This window comes from Streptomyces sp. NPDC048603, assembly GCF_043199475.1.
In the GTDB taxonomy this organism is placed as follows: domain Bacteria; phylum Actinomycetota; class Actinomycetes; order Streptomycetales; family Streptomycetaceae; genus Streptomyces.
Window position 1 is genome coordinate 405179 of the sequence record NZ_JBICVY010000006.1, and the last position, 21916, is coordinate 427094.

General features: G+C 72.8%; 19 protein-coding genes. 10 read left to right on the forward strand and 9 right to left on the reverse strand.

Annotated elements, in window-relative coordinates; genetic code table 11:
* Positions 1 to 118: 118 nt before the first annotated feature.
* Both ACGFQ9_RS17365 and ACGFQ9_RS17370 read left to right on the forward strand, forming a co-directional pair.
* Positions 119 to 919, forward strand: coding sequence for an esterase/lipase family protein (locus ACGFQ9_RS17365; protein ID WP_393574646.1), 801 nt, complete (start codon positions 119 to 121; stop codon positions 917 to 919).
* A 222-nt stretch (positions 920 to 1141) separates the two neighbouring features.
* Complete coding sequence (locus tag ACGFQ9_RS17370; protein ID WP_393574647.1) at positions 1142 to 2779, forward strand: peptidoglycan DD-metalloendopeptidase family protein; 1638 nt, start codon at positions 1142 to 1144, stop codon at positions 2777 to 2779.
* 126 nt (positions 2780 to 2905) lie between these two features.
* Here the strand turns inward: ACGFQ9_RS17370 and pcrA are convergent, their stop codons facing one another.
* Both pcrA and ACGFQ9_RS17380 read right to left on the reverse strand, forming a co-directional pair.
* Entirely contained in the window at positions 2906 to 5422 is a 2517-nt protein-coding gene (gene pcrA / locus ACGFQ9_RS17375; RefSeq protein ID WP_393574648.1) for a DNA helicase PcrA, read from the reverse strand.
* 12 nt (positions 5423 to 5434) lie between these two features.
* Positions 5435 to 5782 (reverse strand): ArsR/SmtB family transcription factor, encoded by a 348-nt coding sequence (locus ACGFQ9_RS17380; RefSeq protein WP_393574649.1) that lies wholly within the window; start codon positions 5780 to 5782, stop codon positions 5435 to 5437.
* A gap of 140 nt (positions 5783 to 5922) precedes the next feature.
* Between ACGFQ9_RS17380 and ACGFQ9_RS17385 the strand changes: the two genes are divergently transcribed.
* The 4 genes from ACGFQ9_RS17385 (at position 5923) to ACGFQ9_RS17400 (ending at position 9058) form a co-directional block, all read left to right on the forward strand.
* Positions 5923 to 6822: an alpha/beta fold hydrolase gene (locus tag ACGFQ9_RS17385; protein WP_393574650.1), complete on the forward strand. Its 900-nt coding sequence runs from the start codon at positions 5923 to 5925 to the stop codon at positions 6820 to 6822.
* 44 nt (positions 6823 to 6866) lie between these two features.
* The gene (locus ACGFQ9_RS17390; RefSeq protein WP_393574651.1) at positions 6867 to 7220 is read left to right on the forward strand and encodes a hypothetical protein; all 354 of its coding nucleotides are present in this window, start codon (positions 6867 to 6869) and stop codon (positions 7218 to 7220) included.
* 104 nt (positions 7221 to 7324) lie between these two features.
* The gene (locus ACGFQ9_RS17395; protein WP_393574652.1) at positions 7325 to 8401 is read left to right on the forward strand and encodes an NlpC/P60 family protein; all 1077 of its coding nucleotides are present in this window, start codon (positions 7325 to 7327) and stop codon (positions 8399 to 8401) included.
* A 54-nt stretch (positions 8402 to 8455) separates the two neighbouring features.
* A complete protein-coding gene (locus ACGFQ9_RS17400; RefSeq protein ID WP_393574653.1) occupies positions 8456 to 9058 on the forward strand; it encodes a hypothetical protein in 603 nt (200 codons plus the stop codon).
* Positions 9059 to 9128: 70 nt separating this feature from the next.
* On the opposite strand, the gene ACGFQ9_RS17405 is transcribed toward ACGFQ9_RS17400, so the two are convergent.
* Both ACGFQ9_RS17405 and ACGFQ9_RS17410 read right to left on the reverse strand, forming a co-directional pair.
* A complete protein-coding gene (locus tag ACGFQ9_RS17405; RefSeq protein ID WP_393574654.1) occupies positions 9129 to 9812 on the reverse strand; it encodes a LuxR C-terminal-related transcriptional regulator in 684 nt (227 codons plus the stop codon).
* Complete coding sequence (locus ACGFQ9_RS17410) at positions 9809 to 11107, reverse strand: PspC domain-containing protein (protein WP_393574655.1); 1299 nt, start codon at positions 11105 to 11107, stop codon at positions 9809 to 9811. Before ACGFQ9_RS17410 ends, ACGFQ9_RS17405 begins: the two co-directional genes overlap by 4 nt.
* Positions 11108 to 11250: 143 nt before the next feature.
* On the opposite strand from ACGFQ9_RS17410, the gene ACGFQ9_RS17415 reads away from it, so the two are divergent.
* Both ACGFQ9_RS17415 and ACGFQ9_RS17420 read left to right on the forward strand, forming a co-directional pair.
* The gene (locus ACGFQ9_RS17415) at positions 11251 to 12576 is read left to right on the forward strand and encodes a PspC domain-containing protein (protein WP_393574656.1); all 1326 of its coding nucleotides are present in this window, start codon (positions 11251 to 11253) and stop codon (positions 12574 to 12576) included.
* Complete coding sequence (locus ACGFQ9_RS17420) at positions 12563 to 12787, forward strand: hypothetical protein (protein ID WP_393574657.1); 225 nt, start codon at positions 12563 to 12565, stop codon at positions 12785 to 12787. Before ACGFQ9_RS17415 ends, ACGFQ9_RS17420 begins: the two co-directional genes overlap by 14 nt.
* On the opposite strand, the gene ACGFQ9_RS17425 is transcribed toward ACGFQ9_RS17420, so the two are convergent.
* The 4 genes from ACGFQ9_RS17425 to guaA all read right to left on the reverse strand — a co-directional run bounded on the left by ACGFQ9_RS17425 (position 12733) and on the right by guaA (position 17215).
* Positions 12733 to 13212, reverse strand: a complete 480-nt coding sequence (locus ACGFQ9_RS17425; protein WP_393574658.1) for a DoxX family protein — start codon at positions 13210 to 13212, stop codon at positions 12733 to 12735. The genes ACGFQ9_RS17420 and ACGFQ9_RS17425 overlap by 55 nt on opposite strands.
* 24 nt (positions 13213 to 13236) lie before the next feature.
* Positions 13237 to 14502 (reverse strand): hypothetical protein, encoded by a 1266-nt coding sequence (locus ACGFQ9_RS17430; protein ID WP_393574659.1) that lies wholly within the window; start codon positions 14500 to 14502, stop codon positions 13237 to 13239.
* A gap of 102 nt (positions 14503 to 14604) precedes the next feature.
* Positions 14605 to 15423, reverse strand: coding sequence for a class II aldolase/adducin family protein (locus ACGFQ9_RS17435; RefSeq protein ID WP_393574660.1), 819 nt, complete (start codon positions 15421 to 15423; stop codon positions 14605 to 14607).
* A gap of 211 nt (positions 15424 to 15634) precedes the next feature.
* The gene (gene guaA, locus ACGFQ9_RS17440; protein WP_393574661.1) at positions 15635 to 17215 is read right to left on the reverse strand and encodes a glutamine-hydrolyzing GMP synthase; all 1581 of its coding nucleotides are present in this window, start codon (positions 17213 to 17215) and stop codon (positions 15635 to 15637) included.
* A gap of 334 nt (positions 17216 to 17549) precedes the next feature.
* On the opposite strand from guaA, the gene ACGFQ9_RS17445 reads away from it, so the two are divergent.
* Positions 17550 to 17813: a chorismate mutase gene (locus ACGFQ9_RS17445; protein WP_393574662.1), complete on the forward strand. Its 264-nt coding sequence runs from the start codon at positions 17550 to 17552 to the stop codon at positions 17811 to 17813.
* A gap of 456 nt (positions 17814 to 18269) precedes the next feature.
* Positions 18270 to 19919, forward strand: coding sequence for a hypothetical protein (locus ACGFQ9_RS17450; RefSeq protein ID WP_393574663.1), 1650 nt, complete (start codon positions 18270 to 18272; stop codon positions 19917 to 19919).
* 48 nt (positions 19920 to 19967) lie between these two features.
* Here ACGFQ9_RS17450 and ACGFQ9_RS17455 read toward each other — a convergent pair whose 3' ends face one another.
* Positions 19968 to 21719: a GMC oxidoreductase gene (locus tag ACGFQ9_RS17455; protein WP_393574775.1), complete on the reverse strand. Its 1752-nt coding sequence runs from the start codon at positions 21717 to 21719 to the stop codon at positions 19968 to 19970.
* Positions 21720 to 21916 lie beyond the last annotated feature (197 nt).

Genomic DNA, 21916 nt, shown 5'->3' on the forward strand with positions numbered 1-21916 from the left:
TCACAGAGAGCAAGCACCGTACGGGGGCGCAGGCGCCACCGTGCCGCCAGCCGCACGGCACGGTGGTACCGCCGGCACGCGCAGCGGGGAAGGCGTCCGTCATCGGGGGAGGGCGTCGATGGGGCTGCCGCTCGCACTGATCGTTCCCGCTGCCGCCCCCGCCCCGGGGGCCGCGCTCCGCGCCGCCGCGCTCGAGCTGATCGTGCTCGCCGGCCACCTTCTCCTCTACCCCACCGGAATGCGGCAGGAGCCACGGCCCGCGCCTTCGGCGGACCCCGGCCCGCGCCCGCCGGCCCTGCTCCTGCACGGGTTCGCGGACAACCGCTCGGTCTTCGTCCTGCTGCGGCGCGCCCTGGGAGCGCACCGGCTGCGCCGGGTGGAGACGTACAACTACTCGCCGCTCACCGGGGACCTCCGGACGGCCGCCCGCCGGCTGGGCCGCCGCGTCGAAGAGCTCTGCGCGCGCACCGGCCACGAGCGGGTCGACCTGGTCGGGCACAGCCTCGGCGGACTGGTCGCGCGGTACTACGTGCAGCGCCTCGGCGGCGACGCCCGTGTCCGCACCCTGGTGACGCTGGGTACTCCGCATTCGGGCACCGCGGTCGCCCCCTTCATGGACCTGCACCCGGTGGTCCGCCAGATGCGCCCCGACTCGCCGGTGATGGCGGAGCTGAGCGCACCCGCGCCCGGCTGCCGTACCCGATTCGTGGCGTTCTGGAGCGAGTTCGACGCGATCATGGTCCCCACCGGCACGGCCCGCATCGAGCACCCGGACCTGCTCGTGGAAAACGTGCAGGTCACCGGCATCGGACATCTGGCACTCCCGGCCCACCCGGCGGTCATCGCCGCGGTCCGGCAGGCCCTCGACGGGCCCGTCCGGGGCCTCCCGGAGCTCCCGGGCACCGCTTCCGTCGCGTAAACGAGAACCCCCCGGAAGTCGAACGAATTTCGAACTCAAGGCCAAGGCTCTCCCCCAGCGCGACCGAAAGGCGGCCGAATGCCCGGTTCCTGAACGGAGGAAACCCGCCGAAGATTGTCGTCGCCACGAACCGCCGGGTACAGTCACGCCACTGCTTCCCCCCGGGGTCCCATCAAGCCCCGGCCACCCAGGCCCCCCACTGCCGAGGCGAAAGAGAAGTTGGTGAACGACCGCCCATCGTCGGGCCACTACCCGGATGCCGGGTACGACGGCCTTTCCACCACCACTTTCGCCGGCAACATGGCCTACGGCACCTTTGAAGCGCAGTCCCAGGACTTCGGTGCCACTGGTGGGTTCACGGGCGGGTTCACCTCGTACGACCCCTACGGCACGGCGACCGGCGCCTACGACAGCAGCGCCTGGACCGCCGCCATCCCGAACCAGGCCGCTTCCGGGGACACCACCGGCCAGTGGGGTTACGCGACCCCCGCCGCGGCCGACTACCAGCAGACGGCCTTCGGTTACGACGTCTCCGGCCAGTGGGCGATGCCCGGCTACGCCACGGAGACCGGCGCCTACGACGCGACCGCCTGGAACACCGTCGTACCGGAAGAGCAGCCGCAGCAGTTCGCCTACGGCACCGAGTACAGCACCGGGTACGGCACCGGATACGACGCCGCCGGCACGTACGGCAGCGGGTTCAGCGACCCGTACACGGTCTCCAACACCGATCCCTACCAGGCCGATTACGGCTCCGGGTACGGCGTCGACCACACCGCCGGGCACCCGGCCCCGCAGGTCGCCGGATACGCCGCCGACCAGTCCGTGCAGTACGCCGCCGAGTACGAGCAGCCGCAGCCCACCGCCGTGTTCGAGGTGGTCACGCCCGAGCAGGACGGCCAGGGCGACGAGGACGCGCCGCTGTCGTTCGACGAGCCCGACGCCGCAGACGAGGCCGACGAGTCCGACCCCGCAGTGCACGCCGCCGAGACGCAGGCCATGCCCCGGCAGGCGGCCGAGCCCGACCCGGACCCCGTCCCGCGCGCCGCGCGCCGCGCCGCCGGCAAGAGCGGCTCCCGGAACGTCGCGAAGGTCAACTCCAAGGCCGCCGCCGCGAACCGCCGCCGGACCCCGGCGAAGCGTTCCGCCCTGCTGACCGTGGCCGTGCCGTCGGTCTGCGTCATGGGCGTCGCGGGCGTCGCCGCCGCCTCCGTGGGCGGTCTGACCGGCGGCGGCGAGAAGCCGGCCGAGGACGTCACCACGCTGGCCGCCTCCGACCCGGCCTCGGTCAAGCCGGTCGCCGTGAACAACAAGCTGGACACCCAGCTCGCCGCGCTCAGCGCCGACGCCGGGGACTTCGCGGACCGCGCCAGCCGCACCCAGGAGCGCATCGACCTGCGGGTGGCCCAGGAGGAGGCGCGCAAGAAGGCGGCGGAGGAAGCGGCCCGCAAGGAGGCCCTCCGCCCCAAGTTCGCGGTCCCGGTCGCACAGCGCGGCCTCAGCGCAGGCTTCGGCCAGTCCGGCGGCATGTGGATGTCCGTGCACACCGGCATCGACTTCCCGGTCTCCTACGGGACTCCGGTGATGGCCGCGACCGACGGCGTCGTCCGCACCCAGTGGAACAGCGCCTACGGCAACATGGCCATAGTGACCTCGCCCGACGGCACCGAGACCTGGTACTGCCACCTCAGCAGCACCAAGATCCGGTCCGGCAAGGTCAAGGCCGGCGAGGTCATCGCCTACTCCGGCAACTCGGGCAACTCCACCGGCCCGCACCTCCACTTCGAGGTCCGGCCCGGCGGCGGCGGCCCGATCGACCCCTCCGCCTGGCTCCGCAAGCACGGCCTGAACCCCAACTAGCGCTGCCCCGGCGGGCGGCCGCAGCGGAGCGACTCCCACCGGAGCCGCTCCCCCGCCACTCTCCTAGGCCGGGTCCGCAAAGTCTCGCCTGCCCCGCGGCGTCTGGCGATACTTTGCGGACCCGGCCTAGAGCTTCTCCACCGGCGCGTAGCGCAGCAGCAGCCGCTTCGGGTTGGCGTCCCCGAAGTCGATGGTCGCCTGCGCGTCCGCGCCCGCTCCCCGGACCTCCATGACCGTGCCCAGACCGAACTGGTCGTGGGTGACGCGGTCCCCCACCGCCAGCGAGATCACCGGCTTGTCGGCCGTGCGGCGCGTGGCGAAGCCGGACGGGCCGGACTTCGCGCGCGAGGAGGACAGGAACGCCTCCGGCGAGGTCCCGAAGGTCGCCTTCCCGCCGCCCCGGACGCCGGTCGTGCCGCCGCCGCGCATCGGGCCGGCCGGCTTCTGCGCCGGGCCCGTCCGCTTCCACGACAGGTACTGGTCGGGGATCTCCTCCAGGAACCGCGAGGGCGGGTTGTACGAAGGGGTGCCCCAGGCGCTGCGCATGCTGGACCGGGTCAGGTACAGCCGTTCGCGCGCCCGTGTGATGCCGACGTAGGCGAGGCGCCGCTCCTCCTCCAGCTCCTTGGTCTGGCCCAGTGCCCGCATGTGCGGGAAGACCCCGTCCTCCATGCCGGTCAGGAAGACCACCGGGAACTCCAGGCCCTTGGCGGTGTGCAGGGTCATCAGCGTGATGACGCCCGTGCCCTCCTCGTCCTCGTCCGGGATCTGGTCGGAGTCGGCGACGAGCGCGACCTGCTCCAGGAACTCGGCCAGGGTGCCGCCGGCGGCGGCGCCGGGTGCCGCCGTCTCGGTGCCGGCCGCCCTGGCCTGCTCGAACTCCAGGGCCACCGCCGCCAGTTCCTGGAGGTTCTCGATGCGGGTCTCGTCCTGCGGGTCCGTCGACGCCTGCAGCTCGGCCAGGTACCCGGTGCGCTCCAGCACGGCCTCCAGCACCACCGCGGGGCCGGCGCCGGACTCGGCGACCGTCCGCAGCTCCTCCATCAGCGCGTTGAAGCGCTTGACGGCGTTGGTGGACCGGGCGGCCATCCCGTACGCCTCGTCCACCCGCCGCAGCGCCTGCGGGAAGGTGATCCGCTCGCGGGCCGCCAGCGCGTCGATCATCGCCTCGGCCCGCTCGCCGATGCCGCGCTTGGGCACGTTGAGGATGCGGCGCAGCGGGACGTTGTCCTCGGGGTTCGCCAGGACGCGCAGGTAGGCCAGGATGTCCCGGACCTCCTTGCGCTCGTAGAAGCGGACGCCGCCGACGACCTTGTAGGGCAGGCCGACCCGGATGAAGATCTCTTCGAAGACCCGGGACTGGGCGTTGGTCCGGTAGAAGACGGCGACGTCGCCCGCCTTCGCGTCGCCCGCGTCGGTGAGGCGGTCGATCTCGTCGGCGACGAACTGCGCCTCGTCGTGCTCGGTGTCGGCGACGTAGCCGGTGATGCCGACGCCGGTGCCGGCGTCGGTCCACAGGTTCTTGGCGCGGCGGTTCTCGTTGCGCTCGATCACGGCGTTGGCCGCGGAGAGGATCGTCTGGGTGGAGCGGTAGTTCTGCTCCAGCAGGATCGTGGTCGCGTCCGGGTAGTCCTCCTCGAACTGGAGGATGTTGCGGATGGTCGCGCCGCGGAAGGCATAGATCGACTGGTCGGCGTCACCCACGACGCACAGCTCGGCCGGCGGGAGGTCGGGGTAGCCCGGTCCGACCAGCTCGCGCACCAGCGTGTACTGGGCGTGGTTGGTGTCCTGGTACTCGTCGACCAGCACGTGCCGGAAGCGGCGCCGGTAGTGCTCGGCGACGTCCGGGAACGCCTGGAGCAGGTGCACCGTGGTCATGATGATGTCGTCGAAGTCGAGCGCGTTGGCCTCGCGCAGCCGCGACTGGTACATCCCGTACGCCTGGGCGAGCGTCTTCTCGAAACCGTCTGCCGCCTGGTCGGCGAAGGCCTCGGCGTCGATCAGCTCGTTCTTCAGGTTGGAGATCTTGGCGCTGAAGGACTTCGGCGGGAACCGCTTCGGGTCCAGGTCCAGGTCTCGGCAGACCAGGGCCATCAGGCGCTTGGAGTCGGCCGCGTCGTAGATCGAGAAGGACGAGGTGAAGCCGAGCCTCTTGGACTCGCGGCGCAGGATGCGCACGCAGGCGCTGTGGAAGGTGGACACCCACATGGCGCCGGCGCGGGGGCCGACCAGGCCCTCGACGCGCTCCTTCATCTCGCCGGCGGCCTTGTTGGTGAAGGTGATCGCCAGGATCTGGCCGGGGTGGACGTTGCGGGCGGCCAGCAGGTGCCCGATGCGGTGCGTGAGCACCCGGGTCTTGCCGGAGCCGGCACCGGCCACGATGAGCAGCGGGGACCCGGCGTGCACCACGGCGGCACCCTGCTGCTCGTTGAGCCCGTCCAGCAGGGTGGCCGGATCGATGACCGGTTTCGCCGAGCCGTCCCGGTAGTACCGGTCACCGCTCATGGGCGCGTCGAAGTGGCCCTCGAAGAGGTCGTCCGCGCCGGGCTCCGGGGCGTACGCGTACTCCTCGGGCTGCGGGGGCGGCTCCTCCTCGGAGGGAGTGAGGTCCGCCAGGAAGCTGTCGTCAAAGAGGCTGCTCATCGCTCTACGAGTCTAGGGCTCGGGGCCGACAGCCGGTTCCGGCCCCGAAAAATCGAGCACGAGGCCGAGCAGACCGGGGAAGCGGGCCTCCAGGTCGTCCCGGCGGAGGGCGAGGGAGAGCTTGCGGCCGTCCGGGCGCTGGCAGAGGAGCCCGCTCTCGCGGAGGGTCCGCAGGTGGTGGGTGACGGTGGAGCGGGGGAGGTCGGGGACCACCTCTCCGCAGAAGGCCTCCTCACCGTCGGCCAGCGAGGCCAGTTTGCGGACGATGTCCAGCCGTACGGGGTGCCCGAGGGCGGCGAGCACCCCGACCAGGTCGATGTCCCCGGCCTCGGGGTGGGTCAGCTCGTGAGCGGCAGGCATGACCCCACTGTACGCAGATCTCGTACGGATACGGGTCCACCCATTGACCGACCATACGAAGATCTCGTACGGTCGTGAACTGTTCGAGATCTTCGTACGGTCAGTCCCCGCGACGACCGCCACCGACGTGAGGAACCGCCATGTCCGGCATCCCGCCGACCCTTTCCGACTCCGCCCTCGCCGCCTCCCTCGACGGCGGCTTCACCAGTCACCACGCCGAGGTCAACGGCACCCGCCTGCACTACGTGGACGGCGGCTCCGGCGAGCCCCTGGTGCTCCTCGGCGGCTGGCCCCAGACCTGGTGGCAGTGGCACAAGGTGATGCCCGCCCTGGCCCGCAGCCACCGGGTGATCGCCGTGGACCTGCGCGGCATGGGCGGCTCCGGCAAGCCCGCCGACGGCTACGACAAGAAGACGATGGCCGCCGACATCCGCGCCCTGCTGCGGCACCTGGGCATCGGGGCCGCCCACCTGGCCGGCCACGACATCGGCGCGATGGTCGCCTACGCGCACGCCGCCAACCACCCGGAGGCCACCTTGAAGGTCGCCCTGCTGGACGTCCCGCACCCCGACGCAGGCTGGCTGGAGATGCCCCTGATCCCCCGCCCCGGCGGCCCCCGCTTCCTGTGGTGGTTCGCCTTCAACCAGGTGGAGGGCCTCCCCGAGCAGCTCCTGGCGGGCCGCTTCCGGCTCTTCCTCGACCACCTGCTCGGCGAGATGGCGACCGCCCCCGGGCAGAGCGTCGACTCCTTCTCCCGGGAGGTGTACGCCCACGCCTACGACACCCCGGACGCCATCCGGGCCGGCAACGCCTGGTACCGGGCCTTCGCACAGGACATCGCCGACTTCGGCACCTACGCACCGGTGCCGCACCCGCTGCTGGCCCTCGGCGGCGACCGCAGCAACCACGGGAGCCTGGTCGCCGTGATGCCCTCGCACGGCACCGACACCAAGGTGGTGCGCATCGAGGACTGCGGCCACTACCTCCCCGAGGAGCAGCCGGAGGCGGTCACCGAGGAGCTGCTCCGCTTCTTCGCCTGATCCCCTTTCCCGGGCCGGTCCGGGGCCCCCGTACGCTCGGGCGCATGGACGTACTCATCAATGTCTTCGTCGGCCTCCACATCATCGGCATCGCCTCGCTGCTCGGCGGCTTCCTGACCCAGATGAAGGCGATGGGTGCGGGCACGGCCCGCTTCTCGCCCGCGATGCTGCACGGCGCGCTCACCATGCTGGTGACCGGCGTGCTCCTGGTCGGCTTCAACGAGATGGACGGCGACCCCGTCAACAACATCAAGATCGGCGTGAAGCTGGCGATCCTCTTCGTGATCCTCGCGCTCGTCTACGTGAAGCGGGACGAGGAGCAGGTGGACAAGGGACTGTTCGGTGCGGTCGGCGGACTGACCATCGCCAATATCTTCATCGCCGTTCTCTGGACCTGATCAATCACATCCGGTCACTTCGGATCATCTCGTCATCTGCCCGTTACCTACGGGTTTAGCGTCCTCCCCCAAGACGAACGGGGACCAACGGAAGGACGCGTGACGTGGCCAGTCATCGAAAGCCCAGGCAGCGCCCGCTCTCCGGCGGCACCGTCCGGAAGGCCGCCACCCTCGCCCTGGCGGGCGCTGCCACCGCGACCGCGTTCGAAGGTTCCTCCGCTGCGGAGCCCCGGCTCACCCCGGACCAGGTCAAGGAACGGGTGGACCGGCTCTACGAGGAGGCCGAGGCCGCGAGCGAGCAGTACAACGGGGCGAAGGAGAAGGCCGACCGGGCGCAGCGCTCCCTCGACGAGCTGCGCGACCGGACCGCCCGGACGACCGACCGCCTCAACACCGCCCGCAACGCCCTCGGTTCCCTCGCCTCCTCCCAGTACCGCAGCGGCGCCCTCGGGCCGGCCATGCAGCTGGTCCTCTCCGACGACCCGCAGGAGTATCTGGACCGGGCGGCCCTCCTGGACCGGGCCGGGGACCGCAGCGCCGCCGACCTCGCCACCGTGCGCAGCAGGCTCGACGAGGTCGGCAGGCTGCGCGCGGAGGCCGCCGGACGGCTCGCCGACCTCCGCGCCCAACAGGCCGAACTCGCCCGGCACAAGCGGACCGTGGAGGGGAAGCTCGAGGACGCCCGCCGGCTGCTGAACCGGCTCACCGCCGAAGAACGGGCCCGCTACGAGGCCATGGACCCCGACTCCGGACCGGCGCCCGCACCGCGGGGACCCGCGCCCGCCGCCCGGAACCGGACCCCGTCCGCCCACCCCGCACCGCCCGCCGACGGCTCCCGCGCGGCCCGCGCGGTCTCCTTCGCCCACGGGGCCATCGGCAAGCCGTACGTCTGGGGGTCGACCGGACCGGGTTCCTTCGACTGCTCGGGGCTCACCCAGGCCGCCTGGCGCTCGGCGGGGGTCTCCCTGCCCCGCACCACGTACACCCAGATCAACGCGGGCCGGCGCGTCGCCCGGAGCCAACTCGCCCCCGGCGACCTCGTCTTCTTCTACTCCGGCATCACCCACGTCGGGCTCTACATCGGCAATGGCCAGATGATCCACGCGCCCCGGACCGGCTCCACCGTGCGCATCGCCCCGATCGACTCGATGCCGTGGGCGGGCGCCACGCGCCCCTCGTAGCCGCGCACCGGCACCGGTAGGCTCCCTGGCCTGTCTCCAGGGGGGAGCCCGACCATGTCCACACCCGCGCCCGAACCCACGCCCGAGGCCGCACCCGACCCCGCACCCGCACCCGCACCCGCGCCCGCGCCCGCCAAGAGCCCGCCCGGATGGATCTGGCTGGTGGTCGGACTGCTCGTCGGCGCGGCCGCGGCCGCGACCGTCACCGGCCTCGCCACCGGATCGGACGGCGACGCCGAGGGCAGCCCGGCGCCCACCGCCACCGTCACGGCCACCGCGACCGCGGCACCAGCACCGGCACCAACGCCCACGCCCACGACCCCTGCCGCCATGGACGCCGCCTGGAAGGGCACCTGGCGCGGCACCATCGACAGCCCGAACGGGGATTACACGGTGGTCCTGACCCTGACGGGGGGCCGCGTCGAGGAGATCGTCGGCAAGGCCGAGTACGAGCCCCTGCACTGCAAGGCCAACTGGGTCCTGGTCTCGGACGCGCCCCAGGACAAGACCCTCGTGGCGGACGACATCGTCGTCCAGAAGCCGCAGGGGGCCGGCTGTTCCGACATGACCCGGGTGACCCTGCGCCGGACCGACGACCGCACCGCGAAGCTGACCATGCGCGGCTTCCCGGACAATGGGACGCTCACCCGCGACTGACCCGCGGACCGGCCGTCAACCGGCCCCGGGGCCCGGCGCACAGCCGGGCCCCGGGCCCCGGGCCCGACGGTCAGACCAGGCGCCGGGCCGTCGCCCACCGCGTCAGCTCGTGCCGGTTGGAGAGCTGCAGCTTGCGCAGCACCGCCGAGACGTGCGACTCGACCGTCTTCACCGAGATGAACAGCTGCTTGGCGATCTCCTTGTACGCGTACCCGCGCGCGATCAGCCGCAGCACCTCCCGCTCCCGCTGGGTCAGCCGGTCCAGGTCCTCGTCCACCGGCGGCGCGTCCGTCGACGCGAACGCGTCCAGCACGAACCCGGCCAGCCGCGGCGAGAACACCGCGTCCCCCTCCTGCACCCGGAAGACCGAGTCGACCAGGTCCGTACCGGTGATCGTCTTGGTGACGTAGCCGCGGGCCCCGCCCCGGATGACCCCGATGACGTCCTCGGCCGCGTCCGAGACCGACAGCGCCAGGAACCGCACCGGGTTCTCCGCCGCCGCCATCAGCGGGGCGCAGCGCCGCAGCACCTCGACGCCGCCGCCGCCCGGCAGGTGGACGTCCAGCAGCACCACCTCGGGCCGGGTGGCCGTGATCACGGTGACCGCCTGGTCGACGTCGGCGGCCTCCCCCACCACCTCGACCCCGGTCCGGCCGGTCTCGCCGATCTCCGCCTGCACGCCCGTGCGGAACATGCGGTGGTCGTCGACGAGCACCACCCGCACGTGCCGGCCCTGCGTGTTGTCCTCGGTCATTGCGCGCTCGCCGCCCTCTCCATCTCCAGCTCGACTTCCGTACCGCCGCCCGCCGCGGCCCGCAGCCGGGCGGTGCCGCCGTTGCGCTGCATCCGGCCGATGATCGATTCTCGTACGCCCATCCGGTCACCGGGCACCGCGTCGATGTCGAAGCCCGGCCCCCGGTCGCGTACGGACACGAACACCGTCTGCCCCTCCACCTCGGCGAAGACCTGCACCGGCCCGCCCTCGCCACCGTACTTGGCGGCGTTCACCATCGCCTCGCGCGCGGCCTGCACCAGCGCGCCCAGCTTCTCGTCGAGCGGGCAGTCGCCGACGACCACGACCTCGATCGGGACCCCGTGGTGGTCCTCGACCCCGGCGGCGGTCTTCTTCACGGCCTCCGCCAGGGTGGCCGGCTCCTCCGCCTCGTCCTTGCCGGTGCCCTCCGGCTTGTACAGCCAGTTCCGCAGTTCCCGCTCCTGTGCCCGGGCCAGCCGCCGCACCTCGCCCGCGTCCTCCGCGTTGCGCTGGATCAGGGTGAGGGTGTGCAGGACGGAGTCGTGCACGTGCGCGGCGACCTCGGCGCGCTCCTGGGCCCGGATGCGCATCAGGCGTTCCTCGGAGAGGTCCTGGGTCATCCGGATCAGCCAGGGTCCGGCGAGCAGCGCGATGCCGACGAGGACCGCGAGGGCGGCGGTGAGTACGTTGCCCAGCTGGGCGGCGGAGCCCCGTACGACGATGAAGACGGTCAGGCCGACGCCGACCAGCGCCACCCCGGCCAGGGCCCGGCCGACCTGGAGCAGCCGGGCGTTGCGTCCGCCGGCGGAGGTCCAGTGGGCGCGGCGCGCGTTGTCGGCCTGCCGCCACACCAGCACCACGCCCGCGCCCACCAGCAGGGTGGGCCACAGGTAGCGGCCGTTGTCTCCGCCTGCCTGCACCTTGCCCGCGAAGGTCGCCATCCCCGCGGCGAGCACCACCAGCGCGAGGACCTGCCCCTTGTCGAGGCGCAGGCGGCGCCTGCCGTCGGGCAGCTTCTCGAAGAAGGAGCGGCCGGCGGGCTTGCCGCCGACCCCGAGCGGCACGAACACCCAGAACGCGGCGTAGAGCAGGACGCCCAGCCCGTCCCCGAGGACGAACAGGCCGAAGAAGGCCAGCCGGACCCAGAGCACGGGCAGCCCCAGGTGCCCGGCGAGACCGCGCGCGACCCCGCCGAGCATCCGCCCGTCGGCGCTCCGGTACAGCTTGCGCGCGGGCTGCTCCTCGGTCTCCGGGGCGTGCGGGGTTCCGGGCGGTGCGGCGGCGACTGCTGGCATGCCACCGATGGTCACACGGGCGCGGCCCCCCGGTACATCGGGTAAGCCCCCGGTTTCCGCAGGTACGGCCTCGGGGATTTCTCAGGGTTCTGCCAGGGTAGGGCCGGATTCCGGCGGCCCGGCGGGCCCGTCACCATGGACGCATGAACCGAGCCCAGGACGCCCCGCCGACGGACCGGCCGACCGACCGGCCGACGGACCGGGACCCGGTCGCCGACCGCCCGCCGCTCCGCCGTGCCAAGCGCGACAAGGCGCTGGCGGGGGTCTGCGGCGGTCTGGGCCGGCACTTCGACCTCGACCCGGTGATCTTCCGGATCGTGCTCGGTGTGCTCGCCCTCACCGGCGGCCTGGGCCTGATCTTCTACGGCTTCGCTTGGCTGTTCGTGCCGATGGAGGGCGAGGAGGACAGCGAGGCCAGGAAGCTGCTCACCGGCCGGATCGAGGGCGGCACCCTGGCGGCCGTACTGGCCGCCCTGGTCGGCTGCGCGCTGTTCCTGACGCTGCTGGACAACAACGGCATCGGTGGGTTCTCGGTGCTGGTCATCCTGGCCGTCGCGGGCGCGGCGTACTGGTCGCAGCGCCGCCGGCACGCGCCGGCCGCCGGAGTCGCCGAGGCGGAGCCGGCCGGGGACCGGCCGCGGGTCGACGTCCCGCCGGAGGCGCACGCACCGCCCGTCCCCGGCGGTCCCTCCTGGTGGCGGGACCCGCTGGTGAAGACCGGGGCGCCGGGCACCGGTTACCTGTGGGGGCCGGACGACACGTCCGGGCCGCCACCGCCCGGCTCGGGCGGACCGCACGTGCGGCAGGGCAAGGGGCTGTCGCGGCCGCCGCGCGGACCGCGGAACCGGATCGCCGGGCACGTGTTCACCGCGGCGCTGCTCGCCGGGATCGCCGGCACCGCGGCGAACTGGCACGGCGAGCCCCTCGGCCACGCCCTGCAGATCGGCCTGGCCTGCGCGCTCGCCGTGTTCGGCCTCGGTCTGCTGGTGAGCTCGCTGTTCGGCCGCACGGGCCTGGGCACCGTCCTGCTGGCCCTGGTGACCGCGGCGCTGCTCGGCGCGTCCGCCGCGCTGCCCCGGGACATCGGCACCGACTTCCGGCGGGTCGACTGGCGGCCCGCCGCGGTCGCCCAGGTGCGGCCCTCGTACACGGCGGGCACCGGCCTCGCCACCCTGGACCTGAGCCGGCTGGACGTGGCCAAGGGCACCACCCTCGGGGTGAACGCCTCCATCCAGGCGGGCCGGCTCAAGGTGATCCTGCCCCGCGAGGTCACCGCCGAGGCGGACGTGAAGGTCCGGGTCGGCGACGTACAGCTGCCCGGCGAGAACCCCGACCGCATCGAGGGCGTACGCGACCAGCACCGGACGGCGACCCTGCCGCCCGCTCCCGGCACCGAGGCCGGCGGAACGATCGAGCTGCACCTGACCGCGGGTGTGGGACAGGTGGAGGTGGCCCGTGCGACGTCATGAGTTCCAGCCGGGGCGGATGGTCGCGGGCGCCGTCCTGCTCACCGCCGGCGTGCTCTACCTGCTCGACGCGACCGGGGAGGCCGACCTGGCCTGGTGGGTGATCGTCCCGCTGACCATGGGCGGGCTGTCCCTGGCGGCCATGCTGGGTCTGGTCACCTACTCCGTACGAAGGGACCGGCGCGACCGGATCAGCCCGTCCAGCGACGGATAGCCGGCCCCGGCCAGGACCAGCGGCAGCCACGCCATCAGGTAGATCAGGTCGTTGCCGTAGTAGTACGGGGTGACCTGCCAGCTCACCGTGAGCCAGAGGCTCAGCGAGATCAGCGCCCCGCCGAGGGCCGCGATCCGGGCCAGCAGCCCGGCCAGCGTGCCCAGCCCGACCATCAGCTCCCCGATCGCCAGCACCACCGCGAAGCCGACCGGGGACTTCAGGGCCAGGTCCACCAGCCCCGGTACCGCCGAGGTGTCCCGCACCCCGCGCATCAGGTCGCCGATCGACCCGGTCCCGGAGTCGGACAGGAACGCGGGATCGGTCAGCTTGTCCAGCCCCGCGTAGACGAAGGTCACGCCGAGGAAGAGACGCAGCGGCAGCAGCGCGTGGCGGGCCGCCCGCTCCCTGAGGTCAGTGGGGATCACATCCCATGCATACCCCGGGGCCGTTCATTCGGCGATCTCGATGATGCAGCAGTTGGACTCCACCCCGGCCGCGGTGACCACCTGTACCGCGGTGCTGCCCGGTTCCACCTCGGCCGGCACCGGCACGATCAGCACCGTGTCGGACGGGTTGCTGAAGCCGCCCGCGACCGGCACCAGCGGTACGGGCACGTGCACGGCCCCGATCCGCACCACCAGCCGGGCCAGCATCTCCGGGGTCTGCGCGCCGGGCGGGACGAAGCCCACGCCGCGGATCTCGATGTCGTCCCCGGTGCGGACGGCTCCGTCCAGGTCCCCCGGTTCCCGGGTCCGTACGACCGACAGGACGAGGGGGCGGCCGCCCTCGGCGTACTTCGCGGCCAGGTACACCGTCGCCGACAGCGCCACCAGCAGCGCCAGCGCCCACGGCAGCCGGGGCAGCCGGTCGGGGAAGCGGGCCAGCGACACGGCCGCGTAGGCCAGTACCACCGTGGAGACCAGCACGTACTGCGCGTCCGGCAGGCTGCCGCGGCCCGCGTCGTCGGTCAGCAGGTCCACCCCGCGCGGCCGGTCGGCGGGCAGCTTCTGCAGCCGCTGCCGCATGATCCGCAACGACACCACCCGGCGCACCAGCACGGCCACCCCGGAGGTCAGCCCGAGTACGGCCAGCAGGGGCACGGCCCGCCACAGCCCGAGGCCCTCGGCCAGGGCGTCACGTTCCGGGCCGGGGCCGGAGGCGGCGAGCCGGAGCGCCGGCAGCAGGGCGGCGAACGCGATGAGCAGCAGCCAGGCGCAGGGCACCGCCTTGGAGGTGGACAGCCGGTTGTCCTCGCCGACCAGCGGGGCGATCAGCCCGCCGCGCAGGGTCTGCGCGCGGGCCGCGACGGTGAGCAGCCCCGCCAGCGCCAGCGCGGCCAGCAGCCCGGCGGTGCGGGCGGCGGACCAGCCGGTGCCGAGCGCGGTGCCGACCTGCACCACCAGCAGCACCCCGGCGGCGATCCACACGGCGAGCACGGCCCGCCGGGACAGCAGGTACAGCCAGGAGTGCCCGGCCTCGCGGCCCCGGTCGGCGACCGTACGGGCGGAGAGCGTCAGCTCGTCGGAGACCCACTGGCGGGAGGCTCCGGCCGAGCGGGCCACGGCGGCGGGCAGGCCCTGGCCGGCGGCGAACCCGTCGCGCTTCTCCAGGAAGGCCTCGACCGCGCGGCGGTGGCCCTCGCGCGCTCCGTGCGGGCAGTCGTCGCAGGTGCAGCCGCCGCCGTGGGTGGTTCGGTGGATCTCTTGGACAGCCACGAACGTGCCGCCTCTCTGAACTACGGTGCAGTGCCTGCGAATTGTGCACCACTGCGGCAGTGCTCCGGATTGCGCACGATGTCAGAGCAGGTGATTAACCGTTCATGATGTTGACGTCACCGGCGTGTCGGCCGGCGTGTCGGCCGGCCGGAGGAGCGGTTGCCAGCTCACCCAGGCGGCCAGGTCGGTACCGAACCGCTCCCGGGTGGCGACCGCGCTGCGGTGGTCGACGAGCACGGGCTTGCCGGCGGCCCGGGCGAGCAGCTGCACCCGGGCGGCCCGGTCCATGGCGACCAGCCACCAGGCGGCCGCGTCCACCGAGCCGCCGGCCGTCAGCAGCCCCCGGTTGCGCAGGATCAGGGCTTTGCGGGGGCCGAGCGCCAGCGCGATCCGCCGGCATTCCTCCGGGTCGCCGGCGAGCGCCGTGTACTGGTCGAGCAGGGCGTGGTCCTCGTAGAAGGCGCAGGATTCGGGGCCGATGGGGGCGAGCAGTTCGCCGAGGGAGGCCAGCGCCCGGCCGTGCGGGGTGGGGGTGTGCACCACGGCGACGGCGTCCGGGCGGGCCCGGTGCACGGCGGCGTGCACCGCGAAGGCGGCCTGGTTGACCCGGCGGGCGCCCTCCAGCACCCGGCCGTCGCCGTCCACCAGCAGCAGGTCGTCGGCGGTGAGCCCGGCGAAGGCCCGGCCGAACGGGTTCACCCAGTAGCAGTCCTCGAACTCGGGGTCACGGGCGCTGATGTGCCCGGCGACCCCGTCCTCGTAGCCGAGCCGCCCGAACACGCGCAGCGCCCCGGCGAGCCGCTGCCTGCGGTGCTCGCGCTCCTCGGCGGCGGTGCGGAACACGGGCGGCAGGTCGAACGCCAGCCGCTCCTCGGGGAGCGGGGCCGGCCGTGCCGGCTCCGGCGGGATCTGGTCGGCCATCGGTCGCCCCTTCCTCGGCTCCGGCGTCGTCGGGGCGCAAGGTACTGGCCGCCGCGCGAGGAGAACAGACACGGGGAGGACGGACATGCGCCGCTCCCTCCGGCGGGCCGCCGGTGCCGGGAAGCGGCGAGGCCGCCGCCCCCGGGGAGGGGACGGCGGCCTCGGCGGGTACCGGGTGCGCGCCGGCGCGCACCGGGTGCACGGGGTGGGACTACTCCCACTCGATGGTGCCCGGCGGCTTGCTGGTGCAGTCCAGGACCACGCGGTTCACGTCGGGGACCTCGTTGGTGATCCGGGTGGAGATCCGGGCGAGGACCTCGTACGGCATGCGCGTCCAGTCGGCCGTCATGGCGTCCTCGGACGAGACCGGGCGCAGCACGATGGGGTGGCCGTAGGTACGGCCGTCGCCCTGGACGCCGACGCTGCGGACGTCGGCGAGCAGCACGACCGGGCACTGCCAGATCTCGCGGTCCAGGCCGGCCGCGGTCAGCTCCTCGCGGGCGATGGCGTCGGCCTCGCGGAGCAGGTCCAGGCGGTCCTTGGTGACCTCGCCGACGATGCGGATGCCGAGGCCGGGGCCGGGGAACGGCTGGCGCTGGACGATCTCCTCGGGCAGGCCGAGCTCCTGGCCGACCATGCGGACCTCGTCCTTGAACAGCTGGCGCAGCGGCTCGACGAGCTGGAACTCCAGGTCCTCGGGGAGGCCGCCGACGTTGTGGTGCGACTTGATGTTCGCGGTGCCGGTGCCGCCGCCGGACTCCACGATGTCCGGGTACAGGGTGCCCTGGACCAGGAACTCCACCGGGGTGTCGTGCGGGGCCTCGGCGATGATCTCGGCCTGGGCCTGCTCGAAGACGCGGATGAACTCGCGGCCGATGATCTTCCGCTTCTCCTCGGGGTCGGAGACCCCGGCGAGGGCGTTCAGGAAGCGCTCCTGCGCGTCGACGACCTTGAGCTGCACGCCGGTCGCGGCGACGAAGTCCTTCTCGACCTGCTCGGTCTCGCCCTTGCGCATCAGGCCGTGGTCGACGTACACGCAGGTCAGCTGGGAGCCGATGGCCTTCTGGACCAGGGCCGCGGCGACCGCGGAGTCCACGCCGCCGGACAGGCCGCAGATGGCGCGCTTGTCGCCGACCTGCTCGCGGATGGCCGCGATCTGCTCCTCGACGATGGAGCCGGTGGTCCAGCTGGGGGCGAGGCCGGCGCCGCGGTAGAGGAAGTGCTCCAGGATCTGCTGGCCGTGCGTGGAGTGCATCACCTCGGGGTGGTACTGCACGCCGTACAGCTTCTTCTCGTCGTTCTCGAAGGCGGCGACCGGCACCACGTTCGTCGAGGCGGTGACGGTGAAGCCCTCGGGGGCGGCGGAGCAGGCGTCGCCGTGGGACATCCACACCGACTGGTGCTCGGGGGTGCCCTCGAACAGGGTCGAGCCCTGCTTGCTGACGGTCAGCGGGGTGCGGCCGTACTCGCGGGCACCGGTGTTGTCGACGGTGCCGCCGAGGGTGGTGGCCATCAGCTGGAAGCCGTAGCACATGCCGAAGACCGGGACCCCGGCCTCGAAGATGGCGCGGTCGAGCTGCGGGGCGCCCTCCTCGTACACGGAGGACGGACCGCCGGAGAGGATGATCGCCTTGGGGTTCTTGGCCAGCATCTCGGCCACGGGCATCGTGCTGGGCACGATCTCGCTGTAGACCCGGGCCTCACGGACGCGGCGGGCGATGAGCTGGGCGTACTGCGCGCCGAAGTCGACAACGAGGACGACGTCCGGTGCGGCTGGGGATGCGACTGGCACGGGGCGGCCTTCCGGCGGAAAGAGGGTCTTGTGTTGTCGATTCTAACGGGGGACGGGTGGCCGGATTCGTCTCACCATCCGAACCTGCTTGGCCCGGCACGGCCCGCGCGGTAATAATCCGTTCCATGCGCAAGCAGGTGAGCTTCCTCTTTACCTATGGCACCGGTCGGTCCGGTCGCCATGGGTCCGCGTGATGCTCGCCTGAGCCGCAGACTTCGCAGAGCGCCCCGGTCCGACAGGACCGGGGCGCTCTCGCGTTTCCGCACCTCCTGTCGGACACCCTCGAACACACCGACACCCCAGACGACAGCCCGAGACACCGCAGGAGAGACCGATGACCGCCCTCACCACCACCCCCGAGCAGCTGATCGCCGACTCCCGTTCCCGCATCGACGCGATCGACGACCGGATCATCGGACTGATCCAGGAGCGGATGGCCGTGTCCGCGGTGATCCAGGAGGCCCGGATCGCCTCCGGCGGCCGCCGGGTGCACCTGTCCCGCGAGATGGAGGTGCTCGGTCACTGGAGCGAGGCCCTCGGCAAGCCGGGCACCTCGCTGGCGATGACCCTGCTGGAGCTGTGCCGCGGCCGGGTCTGACGGCCCCGCGCGGGCTGGCGTTCGTCACCCGTCCGGACCGTGACCGCCCTCCGGCGCCTTCGTTGGTGAGGGTGTCACGCGTGGCTCCGCCGGAGCGATGAGACGTACGCCCGTGGAGTGTGCGTCGTGGGACCTCGCTGCGGCGCGTGACCGGACGGCAGGGGACAGCAGCCCGGTCACCTCATGAAGGACGGCCGGCTCCGGGGACGCCCGGGGCCGGCCGTTCCGTCGCCTTCCGCGGACTCCCCCCGGGGTCCGCGGCGGACTCCCCCCGGGGTCCGCGGCACGGTCGGGGCGGGTACCGCGCTCCCCCTCCGAGCGCGGTCCCCGCCGATCGCACCTAGGTGACACGCGATCAGCCCCGATGGTTGTGCCCGGCCGCACGATTGCCTGATGTGTCCTCGATCACATGGCGGAGGGTGCAACTCCGGTGCGGGGCCGCCGGTCTCGCAGATCATGAGAAAGCGACTCTCCCTACTGGCTGCCGTCGGCCTGATCGCCGCCGGAGCCGGTGTTCCGGCCGGGGCGGCGGAGCACGACTTCCGCCTGGCCGGTCCCGATCACGAGGTTTTCCTCCGGCCGTTCCCGAAGGCCGGGAACCCGGCCCCCGAGCGCATCGATTTCCACGTGTACGGCTGGGAGGCGCCCGCCCCCGTCGACGCCACGTACCGGGTGGACCTGAGCGGGCTCAAGGGCATCGCGGACGTCGCGCTCCCCGCCGTGCCCGCCAACCAGGGCTGCGTCCTGGCCGGGAGCGCCGTGGTCTGCGAGCCGGAGGGGGCTCCGCGCCAGGACGTGGTCTCCCTGGACGTCACGGCCGCCAAGGGCACGACGGGCGACGAGACCGGCACCGTCACGGTGACCGGCCGGTCGGCGGGCGTCACCATCGCTCCCGCCACCACCAAGGTCACCGTGAACGGGACCGACCTCGCCCTGGAGAAGCTCCCGATCAAGACCGAGCCGGCGATCGGCGAGCGCCAGCCGGTCCGGCCGGTCGTCAGGAACGCCGGCACGACGGTCCTCAAGAGGATCGAGATCGGCATCTACACCTCGCACGGCATGGAGCTGGAGGGCGACTACGGCAACTGTCTGAGCGAGAAGTGGCGGGTGGTGTGCCAGGTGGAGGGCGACTTCCTGCCGGGCACCACCTACGAGGTGTCCTCCGAGACCCCGCTGGCCCTGACGGCCAACTCCGGCGCCTTCCGGGAGGACCTCTTCTACCAGGTCGGCCACGACCTGGAGTACAAGATCCAGCCGCGCCCGAAGAAACCGAAGCTGAAGCTCGTTCCCCGCCCGGCCGCGACCGCCCTGCGCACCCCCGACCTCACTCCCGGCGACAACTACCACCGCACCCGGCTCACGGTCGCCAACTCGGCCGACCTGGCGGTCCGGGACACGACCGTCACCGGCCGGCCCGGGCAGACGGTGCGGATGCCGCTGGGCTTCCGCAACGACGGTCCCGGGTGGCTGGAGAACCCGTACGACGACCACATCGACAACCGGAGCTTCCCCGGCGCGTTCCTCGACGTGCTGCTGCCGCAGGGGGTCTCGGCCGCCAAGGCCCCGTACGGCTGCCGGGCCGTTGACGAGAAGGGCGACCCCTACAGCGGCGACACCCCCACCCGCCGGTACATCTGCGAGAGCGGTCAGCGGCTCTTCCGGGAACGGAAGATCGACTTCCCGTTCGAGCTGAAGATCGACAAGGTGGTCGACGGTGCCAAGGGCTCGCTCAAGGTCGGGTGGAACACCTGGGGTGAGGGTGCTCCCGCCACCGAGCTGAAGCCGGGGAACAACACCGCCGCCCTCACCGTGGACGCCGTCACCACCTCGCCGTCGCCGACCACCGGCACCTCGGGGAGCCCGTCGCCGACGACGAGCGGATCCGCGTCGCCGTCCGCGACCCCGACCTCCTCGGCCTCCGCCTCCGCGACCGTGTCGCCGACGCCCACCGCCACCGCCACCGCCTACGGGAGCACTCCCGCACCCGACGGCGAGCTGGGCAGGACCGGCAGCTCGGTGCTGCCGCTGGCCGGCGCGTCCGTCGCGGTCATCGGCGCCGGTGCCGCCCTCGTGATCTCCGTCCGCCGGCGTACCCGGCGCGGATAGCGGGATGCGCGCCGGCCGGTGTACAGGGGTCACCGGCCGGCGCCCATCTCACGGCTGCCGTTTCGGGGGGACCTCCGGGACCGCCAGGAACGGCAGCCGCAGCGCGCCGAAGGCGTCCTTCGGCACCGCCGGGCTCACCGGTTCCACCGCCGCGAGCCGCTCGTACGCCGCGCCCTGCGCGGGCCGCGGGTCGGCCTCGCCCTTGTTCGGCCAGTACGACATGGCCCGCTCCGCCTGGGCGGTGATCGTCAGCGAGGGGTTCACGCCCAGGTTCGCCGAGACCGCCGAGCCGTCCACCACCGAGATCCCCGGGTGGCCGTACAGCCGGTGGTAGGGGTCCACCACGCCCTCCTCCGGGGAGCCGCCGATCGGGCAGCCGCCGAGGAAGTGGGCGGTCATCGGGGTGCCCATCAGCTCGCCCACGTTGCTGCCGGGGAACCCGCCTATCTCCTCGGCGAGCAGGGTGGCCGCGCGGGTGGCGTCCGCGATCTGCGTCGGGTTGGGCTCACCGTGGCCCTGGCGGGCGGTGAGCAGTCCCTTCCCGATGCCGCGCGGCTTCCGGTACGTGGTCAGCGAGTTGTCCACCGACTGCATGATCAGGCCGATGATGGTGCGTTCGGACCAGCGGCGGGTGGACAGCGAGCGCAGCAGCTGGACCGGGTGGGCGGCGGTGCGGCCGAACCAGGCGGCCACCCGGTGCTTGCTGTAGGGGACCTGCAGGACGGTCAGGAGCCCCATCGCGTTGGATCCCCTGCCGTAGCGGACCGGTTCGATGTGGGTGTCCCCGTCGGGGTGCACCGAGGACGTGATCGCCACGCCCCGGGTGAAGTCCGCGCGCCGGTCCCGGCCGTGCTTCCGGCGGTAGCGCCGGTCGTCGGTCTGGGCGCCCACCAGGCCCTCGGAGTTGGTCCGGGTCAGGTCGCCGAGGCGGTCGGACAGGCGCGGCAGTTCCCCGCGGTCCTTCATGGTGTGCAGCAGGGTCTGGGTGCCGTACGTGCCGGCCGCGAGGACCACCTGCCGGGCGCGGAGCACCTTGGCCCTGCCGGCCCGCCGCTGGTCGGTGGGGACGGTGCGGACCCGGTAGCCGCCGTCGGGGTGCTCGGCCAGGGCGGTCACCGTGGTCATCGGGTGGATGACCGCTCCGGCCCGTTCCGCGAGGTAGAGGTAGTTCTCGTTCAGGGTGTTCTTCGCGCCGTGCCGGCAGCCGGTCATGCACTCGCCGCACTCGGTGCAGGCCTTCCGGGACGGTCCGGCCCCGCCGAAGTAGGGGTCGGGCGCCTCCTCGCCGGGGCGGGCGGTGGAGGCCCCGTCGGCGTCCTCGCCGTCCCCGAAGAACACGGCGACCGGGGCCAGGTGGAAGGTGTCGCCGACGCCCATCTTCTCGGCGACCGCCTTGAGGTGGACGTCGGAGGGGGTCACGGTCGGGTTGAGCCGCACCCCGAGCATCCGCTTGGCCTGGTCGTAGTACGGGGCCAGCTCCTGCCGCCAGTCCGTGATGCCCGCCCACTGGCGGTCCTCGAAGAAGGCCGCCGGAGGCACGTACAGGGTGTTGGCGTAGTTGAGCGAGCCGCCGCCGACCCCGGCGCCGGCCAGCACCATCACCTTGCCGAGCAGGTGGATCCGCTGGATCCCGTACAGCCCGAGGGCAGGTGCCCACAGGTAGTTGCGCAGGTCCCACGAGTTCCGCGGGAGCGCGTCGCGGGTGAAGCGGCGGCCGGCCTCCAGGACGCCGACCCGGTACCCCTTCTCGGTCAGCCGCAGGGCCGAGACCGAGCCGCCGAAGCCCGACCCGACGACGATGACGTCGTAGTCGTACCGCTCTTCGTGCCCGTCGTGCCCGTCGTGCTTTTGGTGCTCCTGGTGCTCTTCGTGCTCCTTGCCGAACGACACTGACGCGCCTCCCTAGGGGGTGTCTTGCGGATCACGCCGGGCTCGCGGCGTCTGGCACCGCACCTCGCCGCGTTGTCCTCACTCGCCGATGTCCCCCAGCTACCGCT